This window comes from Acinetobacter sp. S54 (assembly GCF_016624945.1).
Taxonomy (GTDB): Bacteria; Pseudomonadota; Gammaproteobacteria; order Pseudomonadales; family Moraxellaceae; genus Acinetobacter.
The window spans coordinates 551,605-575,754 of the sequence record NZ_JACVUI010000002.1 but is presented as its reverse complement, the minus strand read 5'-3'; the positions used below and the strand labels follow the sequence as shown (position 1 = coordinate 575,754).

19 protein-coding genes are annotated in these 24,150 nt (G+C 41.1%); 12 read left to right on the top strand and 7 right to left on the bottom strand.

Features of this window, described 5'->3' with window-relative positions:
- From IAE20_RS05650 to IAE20_RS05620, 7 genes are all read left to right on the top strand, one after another.
- On the top strand, nt 1-3,638 hold a 3,638-nt coding region (locus IAE20_RS05650), incomplete at its 5' end, for a tandem-95 repeat protein (RefSeq protein WP_200529616.1).
- Nucleotides 3,639-3,785: 147 nt separating this feature from the next.
- Entirely contained in the window at nt 3,786-5,294 is a 1,509-nt protein-coding gene (locus IAE20_RS05645; protein ID WP_200481419.1) for a TolC family outer membrane protein, read from the top strand.
- A complete protein-coding gene (locus tag IAE20_RS05640) occupies nt 5,291-7,435 on the top strand; it encodes a type I secretion system permease/ATPase (protein ID WP_200481418.1) in 2,145 nt (714 codons plus the stop codon). The genes IAE20_RS05645 and IAE20_RS05640 overlap by 4 nt, the downstream gene beginning before the upstream one ends.
- Complete coding sequence (locus IAE20_RS05635) at nt 7,432-8,622, top strand: HlyD family type I secretion periplasmic adaptor subunit (protein WP_200481417.1); 1,191 nt, start codon at nt 7,432-7,434, stop codon at nt 8,620-8,622. The genes IAE20_RS05640 and IAE20_RS05635 overlap by 4 nt, the downstream gene beginning before the upstream one ends.
- Nucleotides 8,623-8,737: 115 nt before the next feature.
- Nucleotides 8,738-9,334: an IMPACT family protein gene (locus tag IAE20_RS05630; RefSeq protein ID WP_200481437.1), complete on the top strand. Its 597-nt coding sequence runs from the start codon at nt 8,738-8,740 to the stop codon at nt 9,332-9,334.
- A complete protein-coding gene (locus IAE20_RS05625; RefSeq protein ID WP_200481416.1) occupies nt 9,327-9,941 on the top strand; it encodes an acyltransferase in 615 nt (204 codons plus the stop codon). The genes IAE20_RS05630 and IAE20_RS05625 overlap by 8 nt, the downstream gene beginning before the upstream one ends.
- Before the next feature lie 145 nt (nt 9,942-10,086).
- Nucleotides 10,087-10,929, top strand: coding sequence for a universal stress protein (locus IAE20_RS05620; RefSeq protein ID WP_200481415.1), 843 nt, complete (start codon nt 10,087-10,089; stop codon nt 10,927-10,929).
- A 120-nt stretch (nt 10,930-11,049) separates the two neighbouring features.
- Here IAE20_RS05620 and IAE20_RS05615 read toward each other — a convergent pair whose 3' ends face one another.
- The 6 genes from IAE20_RS05615 to IAE20_RS05590 form a co-directional block, all read right to left on the bottom strand.
- Nucleotides 11,050-11,718 carry an O-methyltransferase gene (locus IAE20_RS05615; RefSeq protein ID WP_200481414.1) on the bottom strand — a complete coding sequence of 223 codons (669 nt, stop codon included), beginning with the start codon at nt 11,716-11,718 and terminating at the stop codon, nt 11,050-11,052.
- A gap of 147 nt (nt 11,719-11,865) precedes the next feature.
- Nucleotides 11,866-12,585 carry a D-Ala-D-Ala carboxypeptidase family metallohydrolase gene (locus IAE20_RS05610; protein WP_200481413.1) on the bottom strand — a complete coding sequence of 240 codons (720 nt, stop codon included), beginning with the start codon at nt 12,583-12,585 and terminating at the stop codon, nt 11,866-11,868.
- Nucleotides 12,586-12,714: 129 nt separating this feature from the next.
- Complete coding sequence (gene fdxA / locus IAE20_RS05605; protein ID WP_004652744.1) at nt 12,715-13,044, bottom strand: ferredoxin FdxA; 330 nt, start codon at nt 13,042-13,044, stop codon at nt 12,715-12,717.
- Between the two features lie 159 nt (nt 13,045-13,203).
- On the bottom strand, nt 13,204-13,380 hold the full coding sequence (locus tag IAE20_RS05600) for a hypothetical protein (RefSeq protein ID WP_200459830.1): 177 nt from the start codon (nt 13,378-13,380) through the stop codon (nt 13,204-13,206).
- Between the two features lie 320 nt (nt 13,381-13,700).
- Nucleotides 13,701-16,340 carry a DNA mismatch repair protein MutS gene (gene mutS / locus IAE20_RS05595; protein ID WP_200481412.1) on the bottom strand — a complete coding sequence of 880 codons (2,640 nt, stop codon included), beginning with the start codon at nt 16,338-16,340 and terminating at the stop codon, nt 13,701-13,703.
- A gap of 621 nt (nt 16,341-16,961) precedes the next feature.
- Nucleotides 16,962-17,354 (bottom strand): DUF4440 domain-containing protein, encoded by a 393-nt coding sequence (locus IAE20_RS05590; protein ID WP_200481411.1) that lies wholly within the window; start codon nt 17,352-17,354, stop codon nt 16,962-16,964.
- A gap of 385 nt (nt 17,355-17,739) precedes the next feature.
- On the opposite strand from IAE20_RS05590, the gene IAE20_RS05585 reads away from it, so the two are divergent.
- The 4 genes from IAE20_RS05585 to IAE20_RS05570 all read left to right on the top strand — a co-directional run bounded on the left by IAE20_RS05585 (nt 17,740) and on the right by IAE20_RS05570 (nt 22,369).
- Nucleotides 17,740-19,083, top strand: a complete 1,344-nt coding sequence (locus tag IAE20_RS05585) for a spinster family MFS transporter (protein WP_200459827.1) — start codon at nt 17,740-17,742, stop codon at nt 19,081-19,083.
- A gap of 90 nt (nt 19,084-19,173) precedes the next feature.
- Nucleotides 19,174-20,184, top strand: coding sequence for a helix-turn-helix domain-containing protein (locus tag IAE20_RS05580; protein ID WP_200459863.1), 1,011 nt, complete (start codon nt 19,174-19,176; stop codon nt 20,182-20,184).
- A gap of 84 nt (nt 20,185-20,268) precedes the next feature.
- Nucleotides 20,269-21,375, top strand: coding sequence for an NAD/NADP-dependent octopine/nopaline dehydrogenase family protein (locus IAE20_RS05575; RefSeq protein WP_200459826.1), 1,107 nt, complete (start codon nt 20,269-20,271; stop codon nt 21,373-21,375).
- Between the two features lies 1 nt (nt 21,376).
- Nucleotides 21,377-22,369, top strand: coding sequence for a 3-hydroxybutyryl-CoA dehydrogenase (locus IAE20_RS05570; protein WP_200459825.1), 993 nt, complete (start codon nt 21,377-21,379; stop codon nt 22,367-22,369).
- 53 nt (nt 22,370-22,422) lie between these two features.
- Here IAE20_RS05570 and IAE20_RS05565 read toward each other — a convergent pair whose 3' ends face one another.
- Entirely contained in the window at nt 22,423-22,890 is a 468-nt protein-coding gene (locus IAE20_RS05565) for a MarR family winged helix-turn-helix transcriptional regulator (RefSeq protein WP_004771095.1), read from the bottom strand.
- Between the two features lie 147 nt (nt 22,891-23,037).
- Here IAE20_RS05565 and IAE20_RS05560 point away from each other — a divergent pair, with 147 nt between their 5' ends.
- A complete protein-coding gene (locus IAE20_RS05560) occupies nt 23,038-24,150 on the top strand; it encodes an amidase (RefSeq protein ID WP_200459824.1) in 1,113 nt (370 codons plus the stop codon).

Here is a 24,150-nt window from a genome sequence, read left to right as displayed (position 1 = left end):
CAGACGGCACCTTTAGCTATGTGCATGATGGCAGCGAAAGCACCAGCGACAGCTTCAGCTATAAAGCCAACGATGGCACAGCGGATGGCAACACCGTCACTGTCCAGATCAACGTGACTCCGGTCAATGATGCACCGGTTGCGGTTGCAGACACGATCAACGTCAACGAAGGTGGCACGGCCAGCATCTTGGTGGGGGGTGCAAGCAGCGTACTGAGCAACGACAGCGATGCAGAAAACGATCTTTTAAGCGCAGTACTGGTAAGCGGTCCTGCGCACGGCAGCCTGACCCTGAATGCAGACGGCACCTTTAGCTATGTGCATGATGGCAGCGAAAGCACCAGCGACAGCTTCAGCTATAAAGCCAACGATGGCACAGCGGATGGCAACACCGTCACTGTCCAGATCAACGTGACTCCGGTCAATGATGCACCGGTTGCGGTTGCAGACACGATCAACGTCAACGAAGGTGGCACGGCCAGCATCTTGGTGGGGGGTGCAAGCAGCGTACTGAGCAACGACAGCGATGCAGAAAACGATCTTTTAAGCGCAGTACTGGTAAGCGGTCCTGCGCACGGCAGCCTGACCCTGAATTCAGACGGCACCTTTAGCTATGTGCATGATGGCAGCGAAAGCACCAGCGACAGCTTCAGCTATAAAGCCAACGATGGCACAGCGGATGGCAACACCGTCACTGTCCAGATCAACGTGACTCCGGTCAATGATGCACCGGTTGCGGTTGCAGACACCAATACGACAGCAGAAGATACTACTCTCACAGTAAGTGTATCGAATGGTTTACTGTCGAATGATACAGATGTAGAAGGTGATACATTAAATGTTACTCAGTTTACAGTTACTGGAATAGCGGGCACATTTACAGCCGGTCAAACTGCCGCAATTGCAGGTGTAGGCCAACTGACTATTAATGCAAATGGTAGCTACAGTTTTGTGCCAGCTGCAAACTATAATGGTTCAGTTCCCGTGGTGACTTATACCGTGAGTGATGGCAAGTTAACTAGCAATAGTACCCTAACATTGACTGTTACAGCGGTGAACGATGCGCCGGTCCTTGACTTAGATCTTAATAACAGCTCAGGTGAAACAGGTAGTAATTATCGTACTAATTACCTCGCAGGAGCAGCTGCTATTTCTATAGCAGATACGGATATTAAAATTACAGATGTCGATGCAGCAACAGTTAGTCAACAAATTTCAGGAGCAACAATTACATTAACGAATGCTCAATCAGGAGATTTATTACAAGCTGGTTCATTACCAAATGGTATTTCAGCTAGTTTATCTGGAAATACTATTACTTTAACGGGAACTAGCACACTTGCTAATTATGAATCTGCGATCAAAGCGATTACATTTAGTACAAGCTCTGGTACAACTACATCTGTGGTTACTCGAGAAATTTCAGTCAAAATTACGGATATTGGTGGTGCAGACAGTAACATTGCAACGACTAAAATTGATGTAAGTAGTATTGTCGCCCCAGGAACTCCTGGTTCGAATGCAAATAATGGCGATAATACAATTAATGGTGGAAATGGTGATGATGTTTTACTGGGAGATTCTGGCGGAGTAAAAACAACTCTTGTTCCTGGTACAAATTATAATATTGCTTTCATTTTAGATATTTCTGGAAGTATGGCTTATAATTTGGATCAAAATGCAGGATCAGCAAATGAACGTATTAATTTATTAAAAGCAGGATTAAAGCAGTATATCCAAAATATTGTTCTACCTTTCGCTGATGCTGAGGGCACGGATAAAGGTGGAGAAATTAATTTAGGTCTTATTTCATTTTCTTCTGCAAGTGGGCAAAGTGGGAATTCTACCGATATTAGAATCAATATTAGCGATGTAAAAAGTGGAAACTGGAGCGCAATAGATACAGCAATTTCAAATTTAGTTGCACAAGGTGGTACAAACTACGAAGCTGCTTTTGGTAAAACAGTGGATTGGTTTAAGAGTTTATCTGCAACAGCTGTAAATAAAACAACGGGTGCTGCTAATACAGTAAATAATTATCAAAACCTGACATTCTTTATAACAGATGGTGATCCAACATCTCGCATGAATGGAACTAGTGAAACAAATGATGGTGATGGCACAACTACTACTGTCACTAAGCTTAGCGAATCAAAAACTACGTTTGATCATGGTTTAAATCAAACTTCTGGCAATGCTGGCTTAGGTAATATTAGTAAAGTCAACGCAATTGGGATTGGTAATGCTGTTGATAAATCATGGTTGCAACTTTTTGATAATACTGATTCCGTTGGCAATATTACTGTTGATGTGGGCACTAGTAATGTACCGACAGCGACTACAATAGCCAATTTCAATAATGATACAGGTTTAAGTACACGTAGCAATTGGAAAGTGCAGTCAGGCAATACAGATGGTGTAGTTACAGCCTCTAGCTCAAGTAATGGTCGTCTTGTATTAAAAGACAATGTAGCCGCAAATGGTAAAGCAGCCGTATATGAAGGGCCTGAGATTACTGTAGATAACACTAAGGTATCTAAAGGGTATATTTCATTTAGTTATACACAGCAAAACTGGACTGCAAATGATAGCTTTACTTGGACTCTACAGAAGAAAAATAATGATGGGACTTGGACTAGTGTCGAAACAGGTTCGAATGCTTCTGCAAATGATCATGCTACTAATTCAACTGCACTAACTATGCAAACAGGTATTATTAGCAGTGAAGGTACTTATCGTTTTGTATTTACTGTAGAGGATAAAAATGGTAGTGCAAATTATCAGGCACAAATTGACGATCTTCAATGGAATGTGAGTGCGGGTAGTGATACCGTGACAGGGTCTGGTGGAGAGCCTGATATTGTAATGACAGCAGATCAATTACAATATGCTTTACAAGCAGGGGGCTTATATCCAACTTTAAATGCTGTAGGCAATGATACGATTAATGGCGGTGATGGTAACGATATTATTTTTGGTGATGTTATCAATACCGATGCACTTACTTTTGGCGGTACTCGTAACTTTAATTCTGCGAGCCAACCTGATGCATTAGGGTCAGGTATGGCCGCCTTAGATAAACATTTACAAGTTATTTTGGGTCATACACCTACGGATTTAGAAAAATATCAGTATATTAAAGATCACTACAGTGAATTCAATGTTGCCACTGATACTAGAGGTGGAAACGATACGCTAAATGGTGGTGCAGGTAATGATATTTTATATGGTCAAGGCGGAAATGATACGCTAAATGGTGGCGCCGGTAATGATATCTTATCGACTGGACAAGGTAACGATACTGTTGTTTATAATGTTCTAAATACTGCTGATACTAATGCTGGAAATGGTCGTGATACGTGGATGGATTTCCATGTTGGGAATGTGACGACCGATGGTAACGCCGATGTTCTCAAATTTGGCGCCAGTTTTTTTGATGGGTTATTAGCAAATAATAGTAATATTTCTAATTATATTAAATTTACCCAAAATGGTAGTGATGTCATTCTTTCTGTTGATCGTAATGGAATGCAAGATAGTGTACAAAACTGGTCTGAGCTTGTTGTATTACAAAATCACACAACAACTGAAGTGAACTTGCAGGACTTACTCAATAATCATCAAATCATCATTGGTTAGATCTAATTAAAATGTTTTTAAAAACTGCTTCAGTCATGAGGCAGTTTTTTTAATAGTGAAATAAAATTTATTGGAATGATAAAGTTTTACTTCAAATCAAGTACAATTTTTGACTTGGATATAAGTTTCAAATTCTGGAACAAAAGAATGAACAAATGGCGACACTTTATAAGAATTCCTTTTTATTTATGGTGTAGTTTGTATGTACCGATCAGCTATGCAGATTCTCCCACAACGACAGGTAAGTCAATTAAACAAAACATAGAAAATTTGTTTAGCCCTCATTCTGATGAAGACTTTAATAAAGTGCAATTTAAGGACTTGTCCAACTTTCAGGTGGATACCTCAAAACTGGATCGGTTGCCTGTGGTGGGGATACGTTCAAACACGGCACTACAAGCTTATCCAGACAATTCCAGTTCGAATCGGCAAATTAATCTCATTGACGCGATTCAACTTGGCATTCAACGTAACCCTGAAATTAGCCAAAGTATTTCTACACTAGCCGCCCAAAACTCCAATATTGATGTTGCCAAAGCCCAATACTATCCGCAACTGACCGGGGGAGTGAGTACCGGTGATTTGACGACAGGTGAACGTGGTCGCCAGTTACTGACCCTAAGCGCAACTCAACTGCTTTATGACTTTGGTAAAGTCAAATCCAGTGTTGATACCCAGAAAGCCAAATTGATTGTGGAGCAGGCCAACGTTTTGGTCAGCATTGATGATATTGCCTATCAGGTTGCCTCTGCCGTCATTAACATTGAACGCTATAAACGCATTAGCCAGATTGGAGAACAACAAGTCATCGGCATCCAAAAAATTCTGGATATTGCCAACATGCGCGCCAATGCAGGAATTAGCAGTCAGGCCGATCCCATACAAGCCGAATCCTATCTACAATCGGCGCAATCGAGTCTGATTGCTGAACAATCCTTATTAAGACAATACCAACAGCGTCTACGCACCTTACTAGGATTTGATGTCAGCAATAAAAACTGGACGATTCCTGATGATTTGGTGAAATCCTCTGATCTGTTTCAAGATCCAGAATTTAATACCATCCCCAAAATGATTGCGGCACAGGCCGAAGTTGAAGTTGCCAAATCGCAGAAAAAACAAACCCAATTAAGCCTATATCCGACCTTATCAGTCAAAGGATCCTTAAGTCAGGCTTTGAATGGCGTTAATCCAAACAATGATAAAGATAATGGACTCTATAGTGCGGTGATGCTGGAAGCGAGTAGCAACTTTTATCAGGGGGGAGCTGTTTCGGCGCAGGTCAGATCTGCCAGCTATGCAGAAGAAGCCGCACGTTCCAAAGTTAACTCAGTTTATCTGGACGTACTTGACCAACTACGCACCACACGAGAAAACATCGAAAACAAACAAAGACAAATCCAGGTCCTTTCAGAAAGACAGGCGACTACGGTCAGAACCCGGGAACTTTATCAAGAACAATATAAACTGGGAACGCGTTCAGTACTGGATTTACTCAATGCAGAAATGGCGATCCATTCGGCGAATAACGAGCTTGAAACAGCACGTTATGACATTTACAACAGTCTGGTTCAATTTATCCAGACCACAGGACGCACTCGTCAGGCCTATCAACTTAACCATATTTCAATTCAGGGATTTGAGGTACAACCATGAGTCAAGCACTTAACTATCAGCCGTGGTTACAATCCGTCCTTGTGATTGCCAAACACTACCGAATTGAACCGTCAGAAGAACGCATCCGATTACAACTGGACTGGAACCAGAACCATAACATTGATGATGTGCTGTTACTGATTTGCCGTCAAATGGGACTCAAGTTCCGCAAACTCAAGTTTTCGGCAGAATTACTCAATCCATGGCGATTGCCTGTGATTGCCGAATTTAATGATGGGCAGGTGGGTGTCATAGACAAGGCGGATGGAGAAGGCCATATCAGCATCCAACTCAGTGGAGAACAAGGCCTGGCCCAAAGCTTTACCGTGGATCAACTCAATACCCTGATTAAACACATCTATATCGTTCGTCCGGAAAGCTCGATTCCAGACGCTCGCGTTGATGAATATATCAAACCCTATGAAGCAAGCTGGTTCTGGTCGATTGTCCTTAAAGACTGGAAACGCTATGTGGATATCATGTTTGCCTCCTTAATTGCTAATATCTTGGCACTGGCAACCATTATCTTTTCCATGCAGGTCTATGATCGCGTGGTCCCCTCTCAGTCCTATCCGACCTTATGGGTGTTGGCGGGGGGAGTACTACTGGCTGCCATCTTTGAATTTGTATTGCGCATTGCCCGAATTTACCTGTCTGATATTATTGGAAAACGTGCTGACCTTAAAATCTCAGATCGTGTTTTTGGCCATGCGCTACGCATCAAAAATAAAGAACGTTCCAAATCAACCGGTACCTTCATTTCACAAATTCGTGAACTTGAAGGCGTCCGTGAACTGGTGACCTCCACTACCATCAGCGCCATTGCCGACTTACCGTTTTTCTTCTTATTCCTTGTGATTTTCTGGATGATTGGCGGTAGCTTATTCTGGGTGATGGTACTGGTTGTCCCCTTAATGATTATGCCTGGGCTATTGGTGCAAAAAAAACTGGCCAAACTGGCGCAAGAAGGCATGCGTGAATCCTCTATCCGCAATGCCATCTTAGTGGAAGCCGTACAGGGAATAGAAGACATCAAGCTACTGCGCGCTGAATCACGCTTCCAGAACCAATGGAACCACATGAACGAAGTGTCAGCTGATATTAGTATGCGTCAACGTAAAATTGTGGGGGTATTAACGGCATGGACCCAAAAAATACAAGGCTTAACCTATGCGATTGTGGTTCTCGTGGGATGTTTTGCTGTGATCAAAGGCGACATGACCACCGGTGCTTTAGTGGCGTGTTCGATTTTATCCTCTAGAATGCTGGCCCCCATTTCTCAAATTACCGGTGTGTTGGGACGATTACAGCAAGCCAAAGTGGCCAAGACCAGTCTTGATGAACTCATGAAGAAATCGGTTGATCAACCTGATCAGGCCCACTTAATCCATAAACCCGTGATTTATGGCGATTACGAACTAAAAGGCGTGGCCTTTCAATATGGTCAGGATGATCCGAAACCCATCTTGATTGTACCGAATCTGAGCATTCAGGCGGGAGAAAAAATTGCCATACTGGGGCGTAATGGCGCCGGCAAATCCACCTTATTGCAACTACTTTCCGGGATGCAATTTCCCGTACAAGGCAAAATTAGTCTGGATGGTCTGGATTTAAGCCTGATTGACCCTGCAGATATTCGTCGTGACATGGGACTATTGAATCAAAATGCGCATCTATTCTATGGCACGATTCGTGAAAACCTTACGCTTGGCGCCCCCTTGGCAAACGATGAAGATATTCTCAGCGTCCTTAAAATGACAGGTGCGCTCAGCTTTGTTGAAGAAAAAAAAGAAGGGCTGGATCATCTTATTTTAGAAGGCGGTGTGGGCTTCTCCGGTGGACAGCGTCAAGCCTTGTTATTGGCTCGACTCCTCATCCGACAACCGAATATTTTATTACTGGATGAACCGACGGCATCCATTGATGACGTTTCTGAAAAAATGCTGATTGATCATCTAAAAACATGGCTTGGACATCGTACCTTGATTGTAGCCACGCACCGACGCGCGGTACTGGAACTGGTTGACCGAATCATCGTAGTCAGTGACGGAAAAATAGTAATGGATGGGCCTCGTGATCAGATTCTTCATGGACAATCCGCAGCACAACAGATTCCAGCAGGACAAGGAGCACGTTCATGAGTGATCAATTACAACGCCCAAAACGTGCTTTAAAAGTGTCCTACAAAGAGCCACCATTACCTCGTGCCAGTTTAGTGATCTGGATTATTGGTATTGGCTTACTGGTCTTATTGCTTTGGGCGTGGTTATTTAAACTCGAAGAAGTTTCTACAGGTACAGGCAAAGTTATTCCCTCTTCCAAAGAACAAGTCATTCAATCACTGGATGGAGGGATTTTGACGAAACTGGATGTACAAGAAGGAGACATTGTACAAAAGGGACAAGTGCTGGCACAGTTGGATCCAACCCGCTTTGCCTCCAATGTTGGAGAATCACAATCCTTACTGATTTCAGCTCAGGCCACTGCGGCTCGGTTACGTGCTGAAGTCAATGGGACGGCACTGGCATTTCCAGAAGAAGTCAGAAAAGATCCAAAGCTGGTACAAGAAGAAACGGCATTATATAACTCCAGACGTGAAAATTTAGAACAATCTGTTTCTGGCTTAAAACAAGCCCTGCAACTGGTACAACAGGAACTGGTGATGACTGAACCATTGGTTGCCAAAGGGGCTGCCAGTGAAGTTGAAGTATTGCGTTTAAAACGCGAAGCCAACGATCTGCAAAATAAAATCAATGATGCACGTAACCAGTATTACGTCAAATCACGCGAAGAGCTGTCCAAGGCCAACACTGATACCGAACAGCAAATGCAGATTGTACGCGGTCGAACGGATACCTTAAACCGCACGACATTTAAAGCACCTGTACGTGGCGTGGTAAAAGAAATTGCGGTAACGACGCAAGGGGGAGTGATCCCACAAAATGGTAAGTTGATGACCATTGTTCCACTGGATGAACAACTGCTGATAGAAGCGCGAATTTCACCGCGGGACATTGCATTTATCCACCCTGGACAGGAGGCATTGGTTAAAATCACGGCCTATGACTATTCGATTTATGGGGGGTTAAAGGGCAAGGTGACGGTGATTTCCCCGGATACGATTCGTGATGAAGTGAAGCAGGATCAGTTTTATTATCGGGTCTATATCCGCACAGATTCTGACAAACTTTATAATAAAGATGGCAAGTCATTTAGTATCACGCCGGGAATGGTGGCAACAGTGGATATTCGTACTGGAGAGAAAACCGTACTGGATTATTTATTGAAACCGTTTAATAAAGCAAAAGAGGCTTTGCGCGAACGGTAAATACAAATAGAGACCTAACGAAATAATTGAATCCTCGCTTTTGCGGGGATTTTTGTCATTGCAACTCTTAATTCACGCTATAATATTGCGTTTATTGTTAATCTTTTTTGCTGTTATGCCTTTTACTATTGCGCAACTGGTTTGTTTTGAAGAAGAAATCAAAAAAAGTCGATTTCAGGCATTTGCAACCCCTGTTGAGAATGAAGAGCAAGTGAAGGATTTTTTGGAAAGTTATAAAGATATCAGCACCACTCATCAGTGTTGGGCATGGAAAATAGGGCACCATGTACGTTTTAATGATGATGGTGAACCTTCTGGCACAGCGGGTCGACCGATATTGGCAACCATTGAGGGTAATGAACTTACTAATGTTTTAGTTTTGGTCAATCGTTGGTTTGGCGGGGTAAAGCTAGGAACTGGCGGTTTAGTACGGGCTTATGGCGGTTGTGCTGGGCAATGTTTAACCTTTGCAGAAAAAATAGAATTAATTGAAAAAAAACAGACTGTATTTTCTTGCCATTTTAATGAATGGCCTATTCTTCAGTATGAGCTAAAGCATCAGCAAATTGAATATATTGAAAATTACACAAGTGAAGGAGTTACAGTCGAAGCAGCTTTACAGATTCATCAGATCGATCCCTTAAAATTAAAACTTCAGGATATTACTCGGGGACGAGAACAATTAAACATCGTGGAGCCTGAGCATGAGTGATGAAGGTTTACTCAAATATCGTGAACAGCATAAACATCGCTTGAATTATATGCCATGGTTGTATTGGAGCTTAAAACCTAAACATCGTGAATGGGCAGAAGCATGGCAAAAGGAATACCAAGCTTATTTGATGGAGATGGAAACGGTTGAAATCGGGAAAAATTGTTTTATTTCTCCTTTAGCGCATATTTTTGCAGAACCTGGACGCAAAATTACCATCGGTGATAATACTTTTATTGCAGCGGATTGTACCTTACACGGGCCTTTAAACATTGGTAATGAAGTTGCGATTAATCATCATTGTATTCTGGATGGCGCGCGGGCCGGTATCATTTTGCGTGATCAAGTACGGATAGCCGCATATTGCCATTTATATGCTTTTGATCATGGGATGGAGCTAGATCGTCCAGTGTATCAACAACCAGTTACCTCCAAAGGCATTGAAATTGGTCAAGATGTCTGGTTGGGGGCACATGTTGGCATTAAAGATGGCATTTCGATTGGCCACCATGCGGTGGTTGGCATGAACAGCATGGTAACGAAGGATATAGAAGCGTATTGTGTGGTTGCTGGAAATCCCGCACGTTGGATTAGAAATAGAGAATAGTTGGTTTTTTAATCATTTGATTGTTTTTCATAGAAAATAAGTTAAACAGCATAAAAAATTACCAAAGTTTTCATTCAATTATGCTAAGTTAAAAATAACAAAACAAAATCTCCAAGGCATTAGACCTTAATGAAGAGAGGCTATTATGAGTCGTGTTATTGCATGTATTGATTCTTCACCTTGCATTAATGCAATTGCAGAAGCTGCCGCGTGGGTGGCTAAACAAACCAAGCGTGAACTGGTGTTGCTTCAAATTCTTGATTACTATCCTGCCAGTTATCATTTGGGTGAAATCAGTGGTGTAATTGGTTTTGAGAGTAACGCCATGTTGCTCAAAGAGCTTGCTGAGTTGGAGCAAAAACAAAGTGAACTGGCTTTAGACTATAGCAATAATTTGCTTAAACACATTTCTGAAATGATTGAAGAGAAATATGGTTTAACAAGTTCAAAGATTCAAGAAAAAGGTGATTTTCTAGAACAAAGTTTTAGTATTTTAAAAGAAGATGATTTTGTTGTAATCGGCCGTGTAGGAGAACGGGCAGCAGAAAAAAATAAACCTATTGGCAGTAATGTTGAAAATTTTATTCGCGGTGCAAATTGTACTGTTATGACAGTAGGTGAAACATTTAAAGCGCCTACACGCTTTATCTTTGCTTATGAGTATTCTCCAACTTGCATCAAGATGATGCATCGAATTGCGCAAAGTGATTTACTTAAAACTTTGCAATGCCATTTGCTCTATGTTGGAGATCACCCACAAGTCTTAAAAGATCCAGAAGAATTTTTAACCCATGCAGGCATTGAAGTGGTCACTGTTTATCGTTATGGCGACGTTTCGGAAAATATACTGGAATACCAACGCGAACACGGTATTCAAATGATCGTATTGGGTGCATTTAGTCACAGTAAAATTCATCAGTTCTTTTTGGGTAGTATTGCAACTTCTATTTTCCGTAATGCGACTGTGCCACTGTTGGTGGCTAAATAATTTAAGCGGGTTATCCATAGTTATCCGCAAATCTTGTGGATAACTATATGGACAAGCAATGTAAATAAAAATAGGATATTGATTTTAAAATAAAAATAAATTAAGAGCGTTTTTTGATCATCACTTTACAATGGCAATTGCAAAGCCATCATGGCCTTTGCTTCCCACCGTTTGTAAGGCTGTACAGGATAAAATACGAGGATGATTCTGCAAGGCTTCAAAAGTCTGGCGAATGCCTTCTATGCTAGGTTTCTTATTATTTTGATCCAGAATATCACCTCCGCGAATCACATTATCTAACACAAGAATAGTACCAGAATGTGAAAGATTCAGAGTAAGTTCTAAATATTCAGGATAGCTTTGTTTGTCAGCATCGATAAAAATAAAATCGAACGGTTCAAAGGTAGCAGGATTTATTTCACGTAAAATATCAGCAGCACGTCCGACTTTAAGCTCAACAGGCACTTCAAATTGGGCATGATCAATATTTTGCTGTGCCAGTGCAGCATGAGTATCTCGTCCTTCAATAGTCAGCAGATAACCCTCTTTAGGTAGAGTGCGAGCTAACCAGACTGTACTATAGGCTGCAAATGTTCCTAGTTCCAAAACACGTTTACACTGATTCATCTGAATCAACATTTGTAAAAGCATACCCTGATTAGGTGCAACGGCCAAATGATCTGGAAATCCCTGATTGGCAGTATTATCCAGCGCAAATTGCAGGTTTGGATCTTCGGGAATTAAATGTGAATCGATATAGTGATCAATGTCTGTCCACATCTGTTGCATAACGGGTGTTACCTATACTGAGATAACAGCATTTTAACCATTTCTAATAGATGTGCAATTTTAAGTGAAGGGAAAATCAAAACCTCACTATTTTAAATATTAAAAAAGAGACACGGATGGTCTCTTCCAAACAAGATAAAAATACCTTTAATAATTACACATTGAACTATTACGACTATGATCTGGCCCCCAAGTTCGGTAGCCTTGCGTATCGATATGGATCTGCCCGGAAGCATAAATACCAATCCCCATATCTAGACTTTGTCCATGCTGTGCCCAGAATTGACATAGCTTAAACTTGGTATTTTCTATAAATGCATAATCCTGAGACTGTGGAAACTCTGGACCAATACGAAAGTCGATAGCGGAGTTAAATAAATGTCGTGATGAATTAGCCCCACCTGCACATTGGTTTAAAGGCAGATCTCGATAAACCGAGGTGACTTCAAAATCGGTTAAAACCTTTTGGGCAACTAAGGCTTTAAAAATACGCAAGGTTGGTATGGCATTATTCCATAGTTCACGATTGGGAACCGCATATTGTGAGCGGCCACATTTTTGCCAGTCGCGTGCAGTTTTTAATAATTCAAAATTAGGTACAACATTGGCGACATTATTACGCTCAAGAAAACGTTCATATTCTTGAACACGCGAACGATTATCGCCCATGCTTAACCATGTCAGATAGGCTGCGGGAACGGTTTTAACTGGAACAGGACGTTCTAATGTGACTTTTTCCTGCGGAATATAAATGCGATGTCCAGTTGAAGAGGTAACTTTTCCAGTTTTTTGAGGGGAGGTAGTACAGGCAACCATGACAACGGGTGCAAGGCTTATGGCAAGCAAACCCTTCAAAAATTTCGGCATAATAGAATCAATTGCTTACTTTAAATTGGGCTTATTCTAATCGAAAAGGATGGATAAAATGAGGAAAAATTGCAATGAAATGTGTGATTCCGATACAAAAAGACCAGCGTTTGCTGGTCTAATTTGCAATTACTTCTCTAAATACTGAAGCTTATCTGGTTTACCATTCCACTCTTCACGATCAGCAGGCTGCTCACCAATTTGAGTAATATTATTACCTGCCCATTTTTCAGACAATTCGGCATTGAGTTCAATAAAGACTTCCTGACCTTCTGGTAATTCATCTTCTGAGAAAATCGCATTAGCCGGGCATTCTGGTTCACACAGTGCACAGTCAATACATTCATCAGGATTGATCACCAAAAAATTTGGGCCTTCGTAGAAACAATCAACTGGGCATACTTCTACGCAATCTTGGTATTTACATTTAATACAGTTTTCAGTGACAACGAAGGTCATGGCGACAGCTACCTAAAAAATATGGTTCTAATTCCGAATGCTGTATTTTAGGCAAAAAAGGGGGTGACTAACAATTCCTTTTATTGATATTTATTATTCGGATTGATGAAAAGGACTGATTTATATCACTCTAGTTGATAGTAACTCTCAATTAAGCCACTATTTAGTGGTTTTATGCGATTTTTTTTGGCCACCGCCATCTTGCTTGTTCACAGTTGCCCATGCAATTCTCTCGGCTTCTTCTTGAGAATGTCCACGTTCTAATTCACTTTCTTCAATATGTTTGGCTTGGCGTTTCTGTTTTTGAGTATAAGCCGATTTATCTCCACGTGACATTTTTATTCTCCTGATTTAAATACAGTATCCTATTTTTAACATTGTCCTCCTTAAAACAGGGTAATAAGTTGTCAAAGATCAGTCTTTCTTTGTAAATTTAAAAATGATACTAATAAGTTAAGTGCATCTCTTTAGGCTCGATTTTTCAGATTAAGTCTATGTTTATATACTTGGGATATCTAAAGTTTGTAAATAAGTGTTCCCTTAAAAACCTATAGTTGTGATTTATATTGAGAGCAAAATTTTTAGTCAATTACTTTAATAAATCAATGAGATAAAATAGTAAAACAGATCACTATAAGTGATCTGTTTCGTAAAAATTAAGAACTCAGCGTTGCTTTTAATGAATAAAGTTGTTCAAGCGCTTGACGGGGCGTGAGGTTATCAACATCAATTTGCTTTAACATTTCTAGAGCAGGTGATTGAGCTTCGACTTCAATGATCTTTTCAATCATGGGTGTTTCAATTTCATGATCAACGGCATTGAATAAATCATTTTGAACGGCTGCCTGAATATGTTGCTGCTGTTGCTTTTCTAATATCTTTAAGCGTTTTTGTGCTTCTTTAATAACGCCTGCTGGAATACCTGCCAGTTTTGCGACTTGTAAACCATGACTTTGGCTAGCAGGCCCATGTTGTACTTTATGCAATAAGATCAGGTTGCCATTCATTTCTTTGGCTGTGACGTGATAATTATCAATACCTGCTTCACTACCCAATTCAGTTAACTCGAAATAATGTGTGGCAAATAAGCATAAACATTTGATGCGTTTGGTCAAATCGAGCACACATGCCCATGCCAGAGACAAACCATCATAAGTACTAGTACCACGCCCGACTTCATCCATTAGCACAAGAGACTGGTGAGTGGCATGATGCAAAATTTGAGAAGTCTCAGTCATTTCAACCATAAAGGTTGATTTTCCAGTTGATAAGTCATCCGCTGAACCAATACGGGTAAAAATCCGGTCAATCGGTCCGAGTTTGGCCGCTTTGGCAGGGACATAACTGCCACAATAAGCCAGTAGACTAATCAATGCGGTTTGACGCATAAAGGTTGATTTACCGCCCATGTTGGGGCCAGTAATAATGGCCATACGGTGCTGACTATCTAAGAATGTATCATTTGGAGTGTATGGCGTTTTACTTAATGCCTCGACCACTGGATGACGACCTGCATGAATTTTAATACCAATTTCAGGGCTAAACTCAGGTCGGCTCCAGTGTTGCAAGCGCGCTTGGTGCGCAAAATTTGCCAAGACATCGATCTGGGCAATGGCTGCACTCATCATTTGTAAATTAGCAATATTCTGTCTAAGGGTTTCAAGTAAGTTTTCAAATAATAATTTCTCGCGAGCAAGCGCGCGTGATTCACTAGAAAGAACTTTATCTTCAAAACCTTTGAGTTCTGGTGTGATATAACGTTCTGCATTTTTTAAGGTTTGGCGACGAATATAATGTTCAGGCGCTTGATGTGCTTGAGCGCGTGTTAATTCAATATAATAACCACTCACACGGTTATAGCCAATTTTTAAAGTCGAGATGCCACTGAGTTCACGCTCTTTAATTTCGAGATCAATAAGAAATTGGCCAGCATGATCACGTATTTTACGGAGTTCATCCAGTTCACCATCATAACCTTCGGCAATAACATTACCATCCCTTAACAACACGGGTGGATTTTCAACGATCGCAGAGATAAGCAACTGATGTAGCTCTTTAAAATCTCCTAGTTGTTGATCAAGATGTGTCAATAAGGTGGAGGATTGAGCCTGAATCACAGGTAATAAAGTATGTCTCAAAAATGGAACTTGAGCACAGGCATGACGCAATTGCACCAGATCACGTGGACGCGCACTACCTAATGCAACCCGACTTAGCACGCGTTCAATATCACCAATCTCTTTAAGCACTAAACGCACAGGGGATTCATGATAACCAGTCAATAGCTGCTCAGTTGCATCCAATCGCGCATCTAGAAGTGCTGTGTCACGGATGGGTTGCATTAAAGTACGACTAAGTAAACGACCACCCATTGCTGTTTGACAGTCATTAATTAAATTAAATAAGGATGTGCCATGTTCAAACAGTGGGTCGATAATTTCTAGATTACGACGCGTGATAGGATCCAGTGCGATAAAATCGGAACTTTGCTCAAGTTGAATCGAGCGAATATGTGGCAGAGCAGTTTTTTGGGTTTCTTTGGCATAGTGAATCAGTGCAGCCGCCGATGCTTTAGCAAGGGGAAGATGGTCGATACCAAAACCAGATAATGTCGCGACACCAAGTTGATCACATAGCGTTTTTTGCGCATTATTTAAATTAAAATCAACATTGGGACGTTTTGTAATCGGACAATCGAGTTGCTTTTTAATCTGTTCCAGAATGTTTTGGTCGACTAAATCTTCATCAACTACAATTTCACTTGGCATTAAACGTGAAAGTTCAATCGCCAATTGCTCAGTTTTAAAGTCATGTTCCTGAACTTTAAAAATACTGGCACTGAGATCGAGTAAAGCAAGACCAATTTTATTTTGCTGAATGCATAAGGCAACGAGGTTAGAGGATTGATAACTGCCTAATAGCGCATCATCAGTAATTGTACCAGGAGTGATAATACGTACCACTTTGCGCTCAACAGGCCCTTTACCTGTAACTTCACCCACCTGCTCACAAATCGCAACGGTTTGTCCCGCCTTCACCAAGCGTGCTAAATAACCTTCTGCAGCATGATAAGGTACACCAGCCATTGGAATAGGTTCACCATTAGTTTTACCACGATGGGTCAAAGTGATACCTAATAACTTGGCAGCTTTATGCGCATCATTAAAAAAAAGTTCATAAAAGTCACCCATGCGATAAAAAAGTAAAGCATGCTGATGTTCCATTTTGACCTTAAGATATTGTTGCATCATAGGGGTGTGGCTGGAAAGATCAGTCATGATTTCTTTCATATTCATGTAACTTTATTCCTTAAATTCAAATAATAAATAAATTGGTTTCAAAAATCTGTCTGTCGAGCAAAATTGGATCAATCGTGTTGGCGAGGTTCATTTTATTTCTCACGGATGTCATCTTAACAAATTGAGTGTGTTTGATAAAAAGAATTCCTAAAACGAATGAAGAAATAAACGACAAAAGAAATTGCTTTCTCAACTCGAGTGAACCCTAAGTTGAATTTTAATAATATTGATAAATCTGATATTAGGAAGGGGGCAGGGCTGGATGGGCGCAAAACAGGATTGTAGACTTTTTTATTGTTAGTTCAGCCACTTTAACAGTTCTTTTAAAACAAGGATTCCAAATAAATATTTTTCCTGTAGCTCATCTAGAAAAGAATCGGGGTCTGTCCTGTTAGTTACCGTTTATCTGATGTTAATCGTTCAGAAAGGTGGCTGCTTATCATATTTACTATTACTGCATTAATTCCTTTGATCACTTGCTTAGCGATAGAAATACGATCAGAGTAAAATCAATGAGATGAATTTATGATGTGAAGCTAAACAGGTAGGAGTGCGTATAATCTAAACTACCTGATTAAGCTGAGGTTTTCTAAAGCTGAGTTATCTGGCTTGTATTTTTCAGGCTAAAAAAGTTTCTTGAAGATAACTCCATAACATTTTCCCTTCTATCTCTTCGATGAGGGCACAAGAGCGTCGAATCAGAACACCCGTGGCTTTAGTATGTTTTTCAGTATAAGTCAGAACAATGGCATCTGGCTTTTGCATCAAAATTTGTTCATCGTAGATTTCAATCTGAATGTCCGGCATCTTGCCCTGATTATTTGCGAACAGACCCTTAACCTCTTGCAGGGAAATACGTTTTCCAGCTGCGCCGACCATTTCAAAATGTTCGGCAAAATAATCAATGAGTAGGCCAAGGTCTTGTTCACTATGTTTACCGCTGAAAATTTTTTCAATCAAGACATGCATGCTATGAATGCTTTCGATTGCTTGTTCTTTTATGAGAGCCATATTTTATTTCCATTAAGAAATTGATCATCTACCTTTATTTTAAAACAAAAATAAATGTAAAATTCAATATCATTTTAAATAAATTTATCTCAAGCGTTCCTCAACTAAAATGATAAAAGCTATAATTACTTGTTAAATATAACTTTTATTAATAAATTAAGTTTTTATAATTTTTTTGCTTACTTGCTTAAATACTGAATAGCTAAAAATATCAAAAAAGTATAATTTTATACCTATTATATTATGGAAAATTCCATGTAAAAGTAATAATTATAACGGAGGATTATTTCTCTTATTGAAAACACCAGAAAAGAAGCAGTGTTCTGGGCATAACGTCTTTCAGTAAGAAGACAGATTAGAATAATGGCATGGACAAGGAAGAAAGATGGATACGCACGCAACTGAGCCAAAACGGGCTCAATCCAATGTATACGCCTGGTATGTGGTTTTGCTCTGCATGTTAGCCTATATATTTTCATTTATTGATCGGCAGATACTGGCATTAATGATTGAACCGATCAAAGCTGATCTTGGTCTTTCCGATACGCAGTTCAGTTTATTGCATGGTTTGGCATTCTCACTATTTTATGCCTTTATGGGATTACCACTGGCTTATTTAGCGGATCGTTTTTCACGTCCAAAAATTATTGCCATTGGGGTGGTGTTTTGGAGCATTGCTACGGCATTTTGTGGTTTAAGTAAAAATTTTATTCAGCTATTTTTGAGTCGTATGGGCGTTGGTGTGGGTGAGGCGGCATTATCGCCCGCAGCTTATTCGATGTTTAGTGATATGTTTAGTAAGGACAAGTTGGGTCGTGCTGTCGCGGTTTATTCGATAGGTTCCTTTGTCGGCGGCGGTATTGCCTTTTTGGTCGGCGGTTACGTCATTGGTTTACTGAAAAATATGGATGCTATTCAGGTTCCAATTTTTGGGGCATTAAGAGCGTGGCAAGCTGCATTTATTTTGGTTGGTTTACCTGGGGTATTTATTGGTTTGCTGGTTTTACTCACTGTGAGAGAACCACAACGTAAAGGTCAGCGTTTAAATGCAGAGGGGCAAGTTGAAAAGACCAGCATGAAGGATGCATTTAAGTTTATTAAAAAGCATGGTCGTACTTTTAAATGCCATTATTTAGGATTTACTTTTTATGCAATGGCGTTGTATTGCCTGATCAGTTGGTCGCCCGCGTTCTATATGCGCAAGTTTGGTTTAACACCAACCGAAGCAGGCTATATGCTAGGTAGTGTGTTATTGGTGGCTAATATTCTGGGCGTGTTTTGTGCAGGCTGGCTCAATGACTGGTTTATTCAAAAAGGCAGTAAAGATGCCCCGATGATTACGGGTGTGATTGGGATTGCTGGTTTAATCATTCCGATAATGATTTTTACGCAAGTGAATGAATTGTGGTTATCAGTGGTGTTTTTGGTGCCTGCGATGTTCTTTGCTTCCTTCCCTATGCCAATTTCAACCACAGCCATGCAAATGCTGGCACCGAATCAGTTACGTGCACAAATCTCAGCAGTGTTTCTACTGATCAGTAATCTGGTTGCGGTTGGGATTGGAACCACATTAGTGGCATTGATTACCGATAAAATCTTTGAAAATCCACTCATGGTCGGTATGTCACTGTCGATTGTTGGAACCATTTCCTGTGTACTGGCTTTTATCCTATTGAAAAAAGGCTGTCAGGCATTTAGCGACAGTATGCAGCAGGAGCATGCTTCTTGATTTAATGCTGTAATGATTTGGCATAAAGTCCATTTTGTTGTAATGGGCTTTGTGCTGTACTGCTGAAATTCATAACAAAGGAGTGAAATGATGCAAGCCTCTTTGAAACTGGATCATTTGCATTATCTAGATGAATTTTTATTATTCAAATCTAATGATTATCAAACTATTAAAGAGCGAATTAGTCATTACCTATGTCCCCATCGTTTTGAGGTTGAGGTACAAGAGCCGCTTAACACGCGGTTGAATGGTTTTAGCTTTGGTAATGGTGCCTTGTATGATCTGAAATATAGCGCACCTGTGGTGATTGATATCCAGGAAACCTTCAGCTTCTATTTATTTAGGATCACTCTGGAAGGGGAATGCAAGGTTGGATTCGAGCATCAACATGTGTTGCAATCTGTAGGGATTATGTCGGTCACGCATCCAAATACCCGACAACAGATTGTGACTAATCAGGATTGCCGTAATATTATTTTGAAATTGTCCAAACAGGAAGTCGAAACCCAACTGTTTAAAATGCTTGGTCATACCAGTCGGGTGCCTGTCTGGTTCGATAGCGGCTTGTCTTGTACTGCGGAAGGGATCAGCTCAATTGTAGAAACGCTGAATTATCTATGCCATGCCTATTATAATATTCGGAACTGGAACTTTATCTCAGCCAGTTTCACCCAATATCTGATTGAGCTGATTTTACTTAAAATCCCGAATAATTATAGTGAGCAGTTGAATGCACAACGCCAGCAACTTGTGCCAGGCTATATCAAAAAAGCGCAACAGTATATTCAGGACAATCTGCATCAGGCGATTTCATTAGCAACGCTGGGCCAATATTGTGAGGTATCGATCCGCAGCTTACAAAAGGGGTTTAGCCAATATCTACAGCAGACACCCGTGAAATATATCCGTGAGCAACGTCTGGAGCGAGTACATTCAGCCCTTCAGCAGGCAGCGGATCATCACACTGTGACCGATATTTTACTGGATCATGGGATTCAAAGTTTTGGGCATTTCTCTACGTTGTATAAAAAGCGCTTTGGCTATTTACCATCACAGACCTTAAAAATGAATCCTGTACAACTGGGTGAAACGCAGTCGTAAATGGAATAATCACTGCGCATTTGGATAAGCCAGTTCACGGTGACCGTTCTATGCTGAATAACACATCAATCAGCAGGAACGCACATGAAAATTACAATACTCGGTGGTGGACACGGATGTTATGCAGCCGCAGCAGAAATGGCAGAAAAAGGCCATGATGTGAAATTATGGCGCCGTGACCGTGACGCATTGCAACAGTTGGCGGCAGCAGGCGTACTCAAGATTAAAGACTATCAGGGAAATCGTGCTGTCAAGGTCGGTTTTGAGCAAAGTCAGATTAATCTGACCGATGATTTATACCATGCCATTCAGCATGCCGAGCTGATTATTATTCCTTTACCTGCAACGACACATCTGGATTTGGCTCAGCAGGCCGCACCTTTCTTTCAAGCGGGTCAAGTGGTGTATTTACCGCCTGCAACTTTCGGTAGCTTTATTTTTGCCAAAGCCATGCGGGAGGCAGGTAATACTGCCCAAGTGGCTTTTGCCGAAACAGGCACACTCCCGTATTTGGTACGTAAGCACGGAGTTAATCAGATTGTCGTGAGTGGCTATGCGACCCGATTACCAACAGGGGTATTCCCAAGCGCCTTGTCCGAACATGCATTCCAAGTGTTAAAACAGGCGTATCCAAGTGTTGAGCCAGTTGAAGACAGTTTGAGTGGTGCATTAATGAATGCGGGGCCGATTATTCATCCACCGTTAATTTTGATGAATGCGGGGCCACTGGAACATTTTGAGGCCTGGGATATTCATAACGAAGGTACACAACCGTCGATTCGCCGTGTCACCAATCAGCTTGATGCCGAACGTATACAAGTTCGGGAAGCATTGGGTTATTCTGCGCCGCATTTCCCTTTGGCCGATCACTACAATAAGGATGGAGAGGGGGAAGAATGGATGTATGGTCGTGGGGCGCATGGCAAATTAACCGATAGTGGTGACTGGCGTGAGGACATCGACTTACAGGTACATCGTTACATGCTGGAAGATACCCAGCTGGGCCTCTCCTTCCTGGTTTCGATCGGGCGTTGGGTAGGGGTTGCTACACCTGTGGCAGAAGGACTACTAAATATTGCTTCTGCCCTCACAGGGAAAGATTTATATCAAGAAGGTCGGACTTTTGAGAATCTGGGGCTGGCAGATAAAAGCAAAGCTGAACTACATGTGACTTTGCAGCAAGGAGTCTAAGATGAACCTAATTAAACAGGTTGCTGTACTGGGTGCTGGGCGAATGGGTAAAGCCATTGCGATTGCCTTTGCCTATGCGGGGTTAAAAGTGGCTTTAATCGATGCCCGACCACGTGCGGAGACTGAGTTTGATCAATACCAGACTCAGATCCAAACCGACTTAAATCAGGAATTGCAGTTGCTGGAAAGTATCCAGTTTATTCATTCTGAACAAACGAAAATTATGCTGCATCGGATTGAGATTTTAAGTCGTGCTGTTTCAATCTCTGCCTTAGCAAACTGTGATCTGGTTCTAGAGGGTGTACCCGAAGTTAGGCAAGCCAAAGAGGATATTTTTACTTGGCTGGATCAATATATTACTCCCACCTGTATTGTCGCATCGACCACTTCAACCTTTTTGGTCACGGATATTGCACAAATGATTTCTCATCCAGAGCGGGTAATCAATGCGCACTGGCTAAATCCTGCCTATCTAATTCCGCTGGTTGAGTTAAGTCGTTCTGAGCAAACCTCAGATGAAGTAGTAAATACCCTGAAAAGCTTTTTGCAAGCGATTGGTAAAGTACCTGTGGTTTGTAATGCTAGAGCAGGCTATATTGTGCCACGAATTCAGGCGTTGGCAATGAATGAAGCGGCACGGATGGTAGAAGAAGGGGTGGCTTCGGTAGAAGATATTGATATCGCAATTCGGACAGGATTTGGCCTGCGTTTTTCTGTATTGGGCTTACTGGAATTTATTGATTGGGGTGGCGGTGATATTTTGTATTATGCTTCGCAATATTTACACCAGGAACTCGGTGAACGTTATCGTACGCCTAAGATTATTGCCGAGAATATGCTACTCCAACGTAATGGCTTGAGGGAAAAGCAGGGGTTTTATAACTATCAGCAGGTTGATATTGCGGCTTATAAACAGCAAGTTCTACATACCTTTTCAGATCGGATTGCCAAAAATCAGCTCAAACCAACGTTTAATATTTTCAATCAGCAATAGATTTGATTGAAACGCGAGCCCATCTCTGAATAGACATGGGCTTTTTGCTGTTTTTAGCTGGATGGCATCAAATCAAACAGTTTTTTCAATTGACCATTCAGCTGATGCAGTTCAGCATCATCAAAAGCATTCAGAATCCCAGATAAGGTCACCTGACTAATCTGATTAATTTGTTCGACCAGCTCTTTGCCTTTATCGGTTAGCTTGACCATTGAGATGCGTTCATCTGCTTCTGATGAAAAAACTTGCACAATATCATCTTCAACCAGACGATAAATAGCTTTGGTTGCCGTTGTCAGTTTCAGTGTAGAGAGATTGGCAATCTCGGTAATGCTCGCTTGTTGCAGGGCATTAGTACTTAAAATAATTTTACGACGTGTATTATCGATTCCTAATTTTTTTATTGATTTTTCAATAAGCTGTGTGTATTTACCATTCACCTGAGAGATCCAGAAAAAAGGATAGCTTTGTAAGCTGCTCGGTTCATTGTTAGGTAGAAATTGTTCTAAATGAGTAAGCATAGCCAAGGAATAACTTTTATAAAAAAGGATACTCAGCATTATACAAAAATTAGAAACATTTTCTTGGTCTTGATGATGAAAAATACTTGACAATTACATTACTTTTTCCGATATTTATATTAAGTATAAAAATACATGGAAAAGTGAATGAATATTATTGTACAAGAAGTACAAAAAGGTACAGGTGCTTTGAAAGTTATGGTGAAAGATTCCATTGACATTCAAGGCATTAAAACCATGGTGGGAAGCAAAGCCCTGATGCACGGCCAAGCTGCAACTGCCAATGCCGATGTGGTTGATCGTATTTTAGCGGGAGATTGTCAAATTATCGCGAAAACCAATTTGCACGAACTCGCTTTTGGGATCACTGGCATTAATCAGGTTTTTGGTACGGCAATTAATCCCAAATATCCTGAACTGATTCCTGGCGGTTCATCCAGCGGTTCTGCGGCAGCGGTTGCAGCGGGTCTTGCGGATTTCACATTAGGCACGGATACAGGTGGTTCGATTCGTATGCCTGCGGCATGTTGCGGGGTATATGGTTTAAAGCCAACCTTTGGGCGAATCAGCCGTCAAGGCGTCCATCCAGCAGGCAGTTCACTGGATTGTGTTGGCCCGTTTGCAAATTCAGTCGAAATGATTGAAAGCGCAATGCAAATCATTGATCCAACGTTCCATATGCATATTGAATTAGCACAGGCACCAAAACTGGCTTGGCTCAATATCGCTGCTGATTCAGTCATTATTGATACGATCCAGAGTTATCTGGCTCAAGCTAGCCTGACAGCGTCGCCTGTGGCTGTTGAAGGCTTTGACGTTGCTTTTGAGGCAGGCATGCAGATCATTAATTATGAAAATTGGCAGGCCTATGGCGAGTTGACCCAAACAGGCTTGTTGGGTGCTGACGTCAATGGGCGTTTGCTGAAAGCAGCCCAAACCACATTGGCCCAAGTTAAACAGGCAGAACAGGTCAAAGCACACTTTGCAGCTGAGATTGATGCTTTGCTGGCTCAATACGATGCTTTGATTTTACCCACTTTACCGCAGCTTCCCCCTAAAGTTATAGATGCTGAAAATACTGTGGCTTTTTTGAATCTTACAGGTTTGGTTCGGCCTTTTAATCTTTCTGGACATCCTGCGATTTCAGTACCACTGGAAACTGAACAAGGTCTGCCAGTGGGCTTGCAAATTGTGGCGAAATGGAATGCGGATGAATATTTATGTGCCATTGCGAAATATATCGTGAAAGCTGCGCAATAA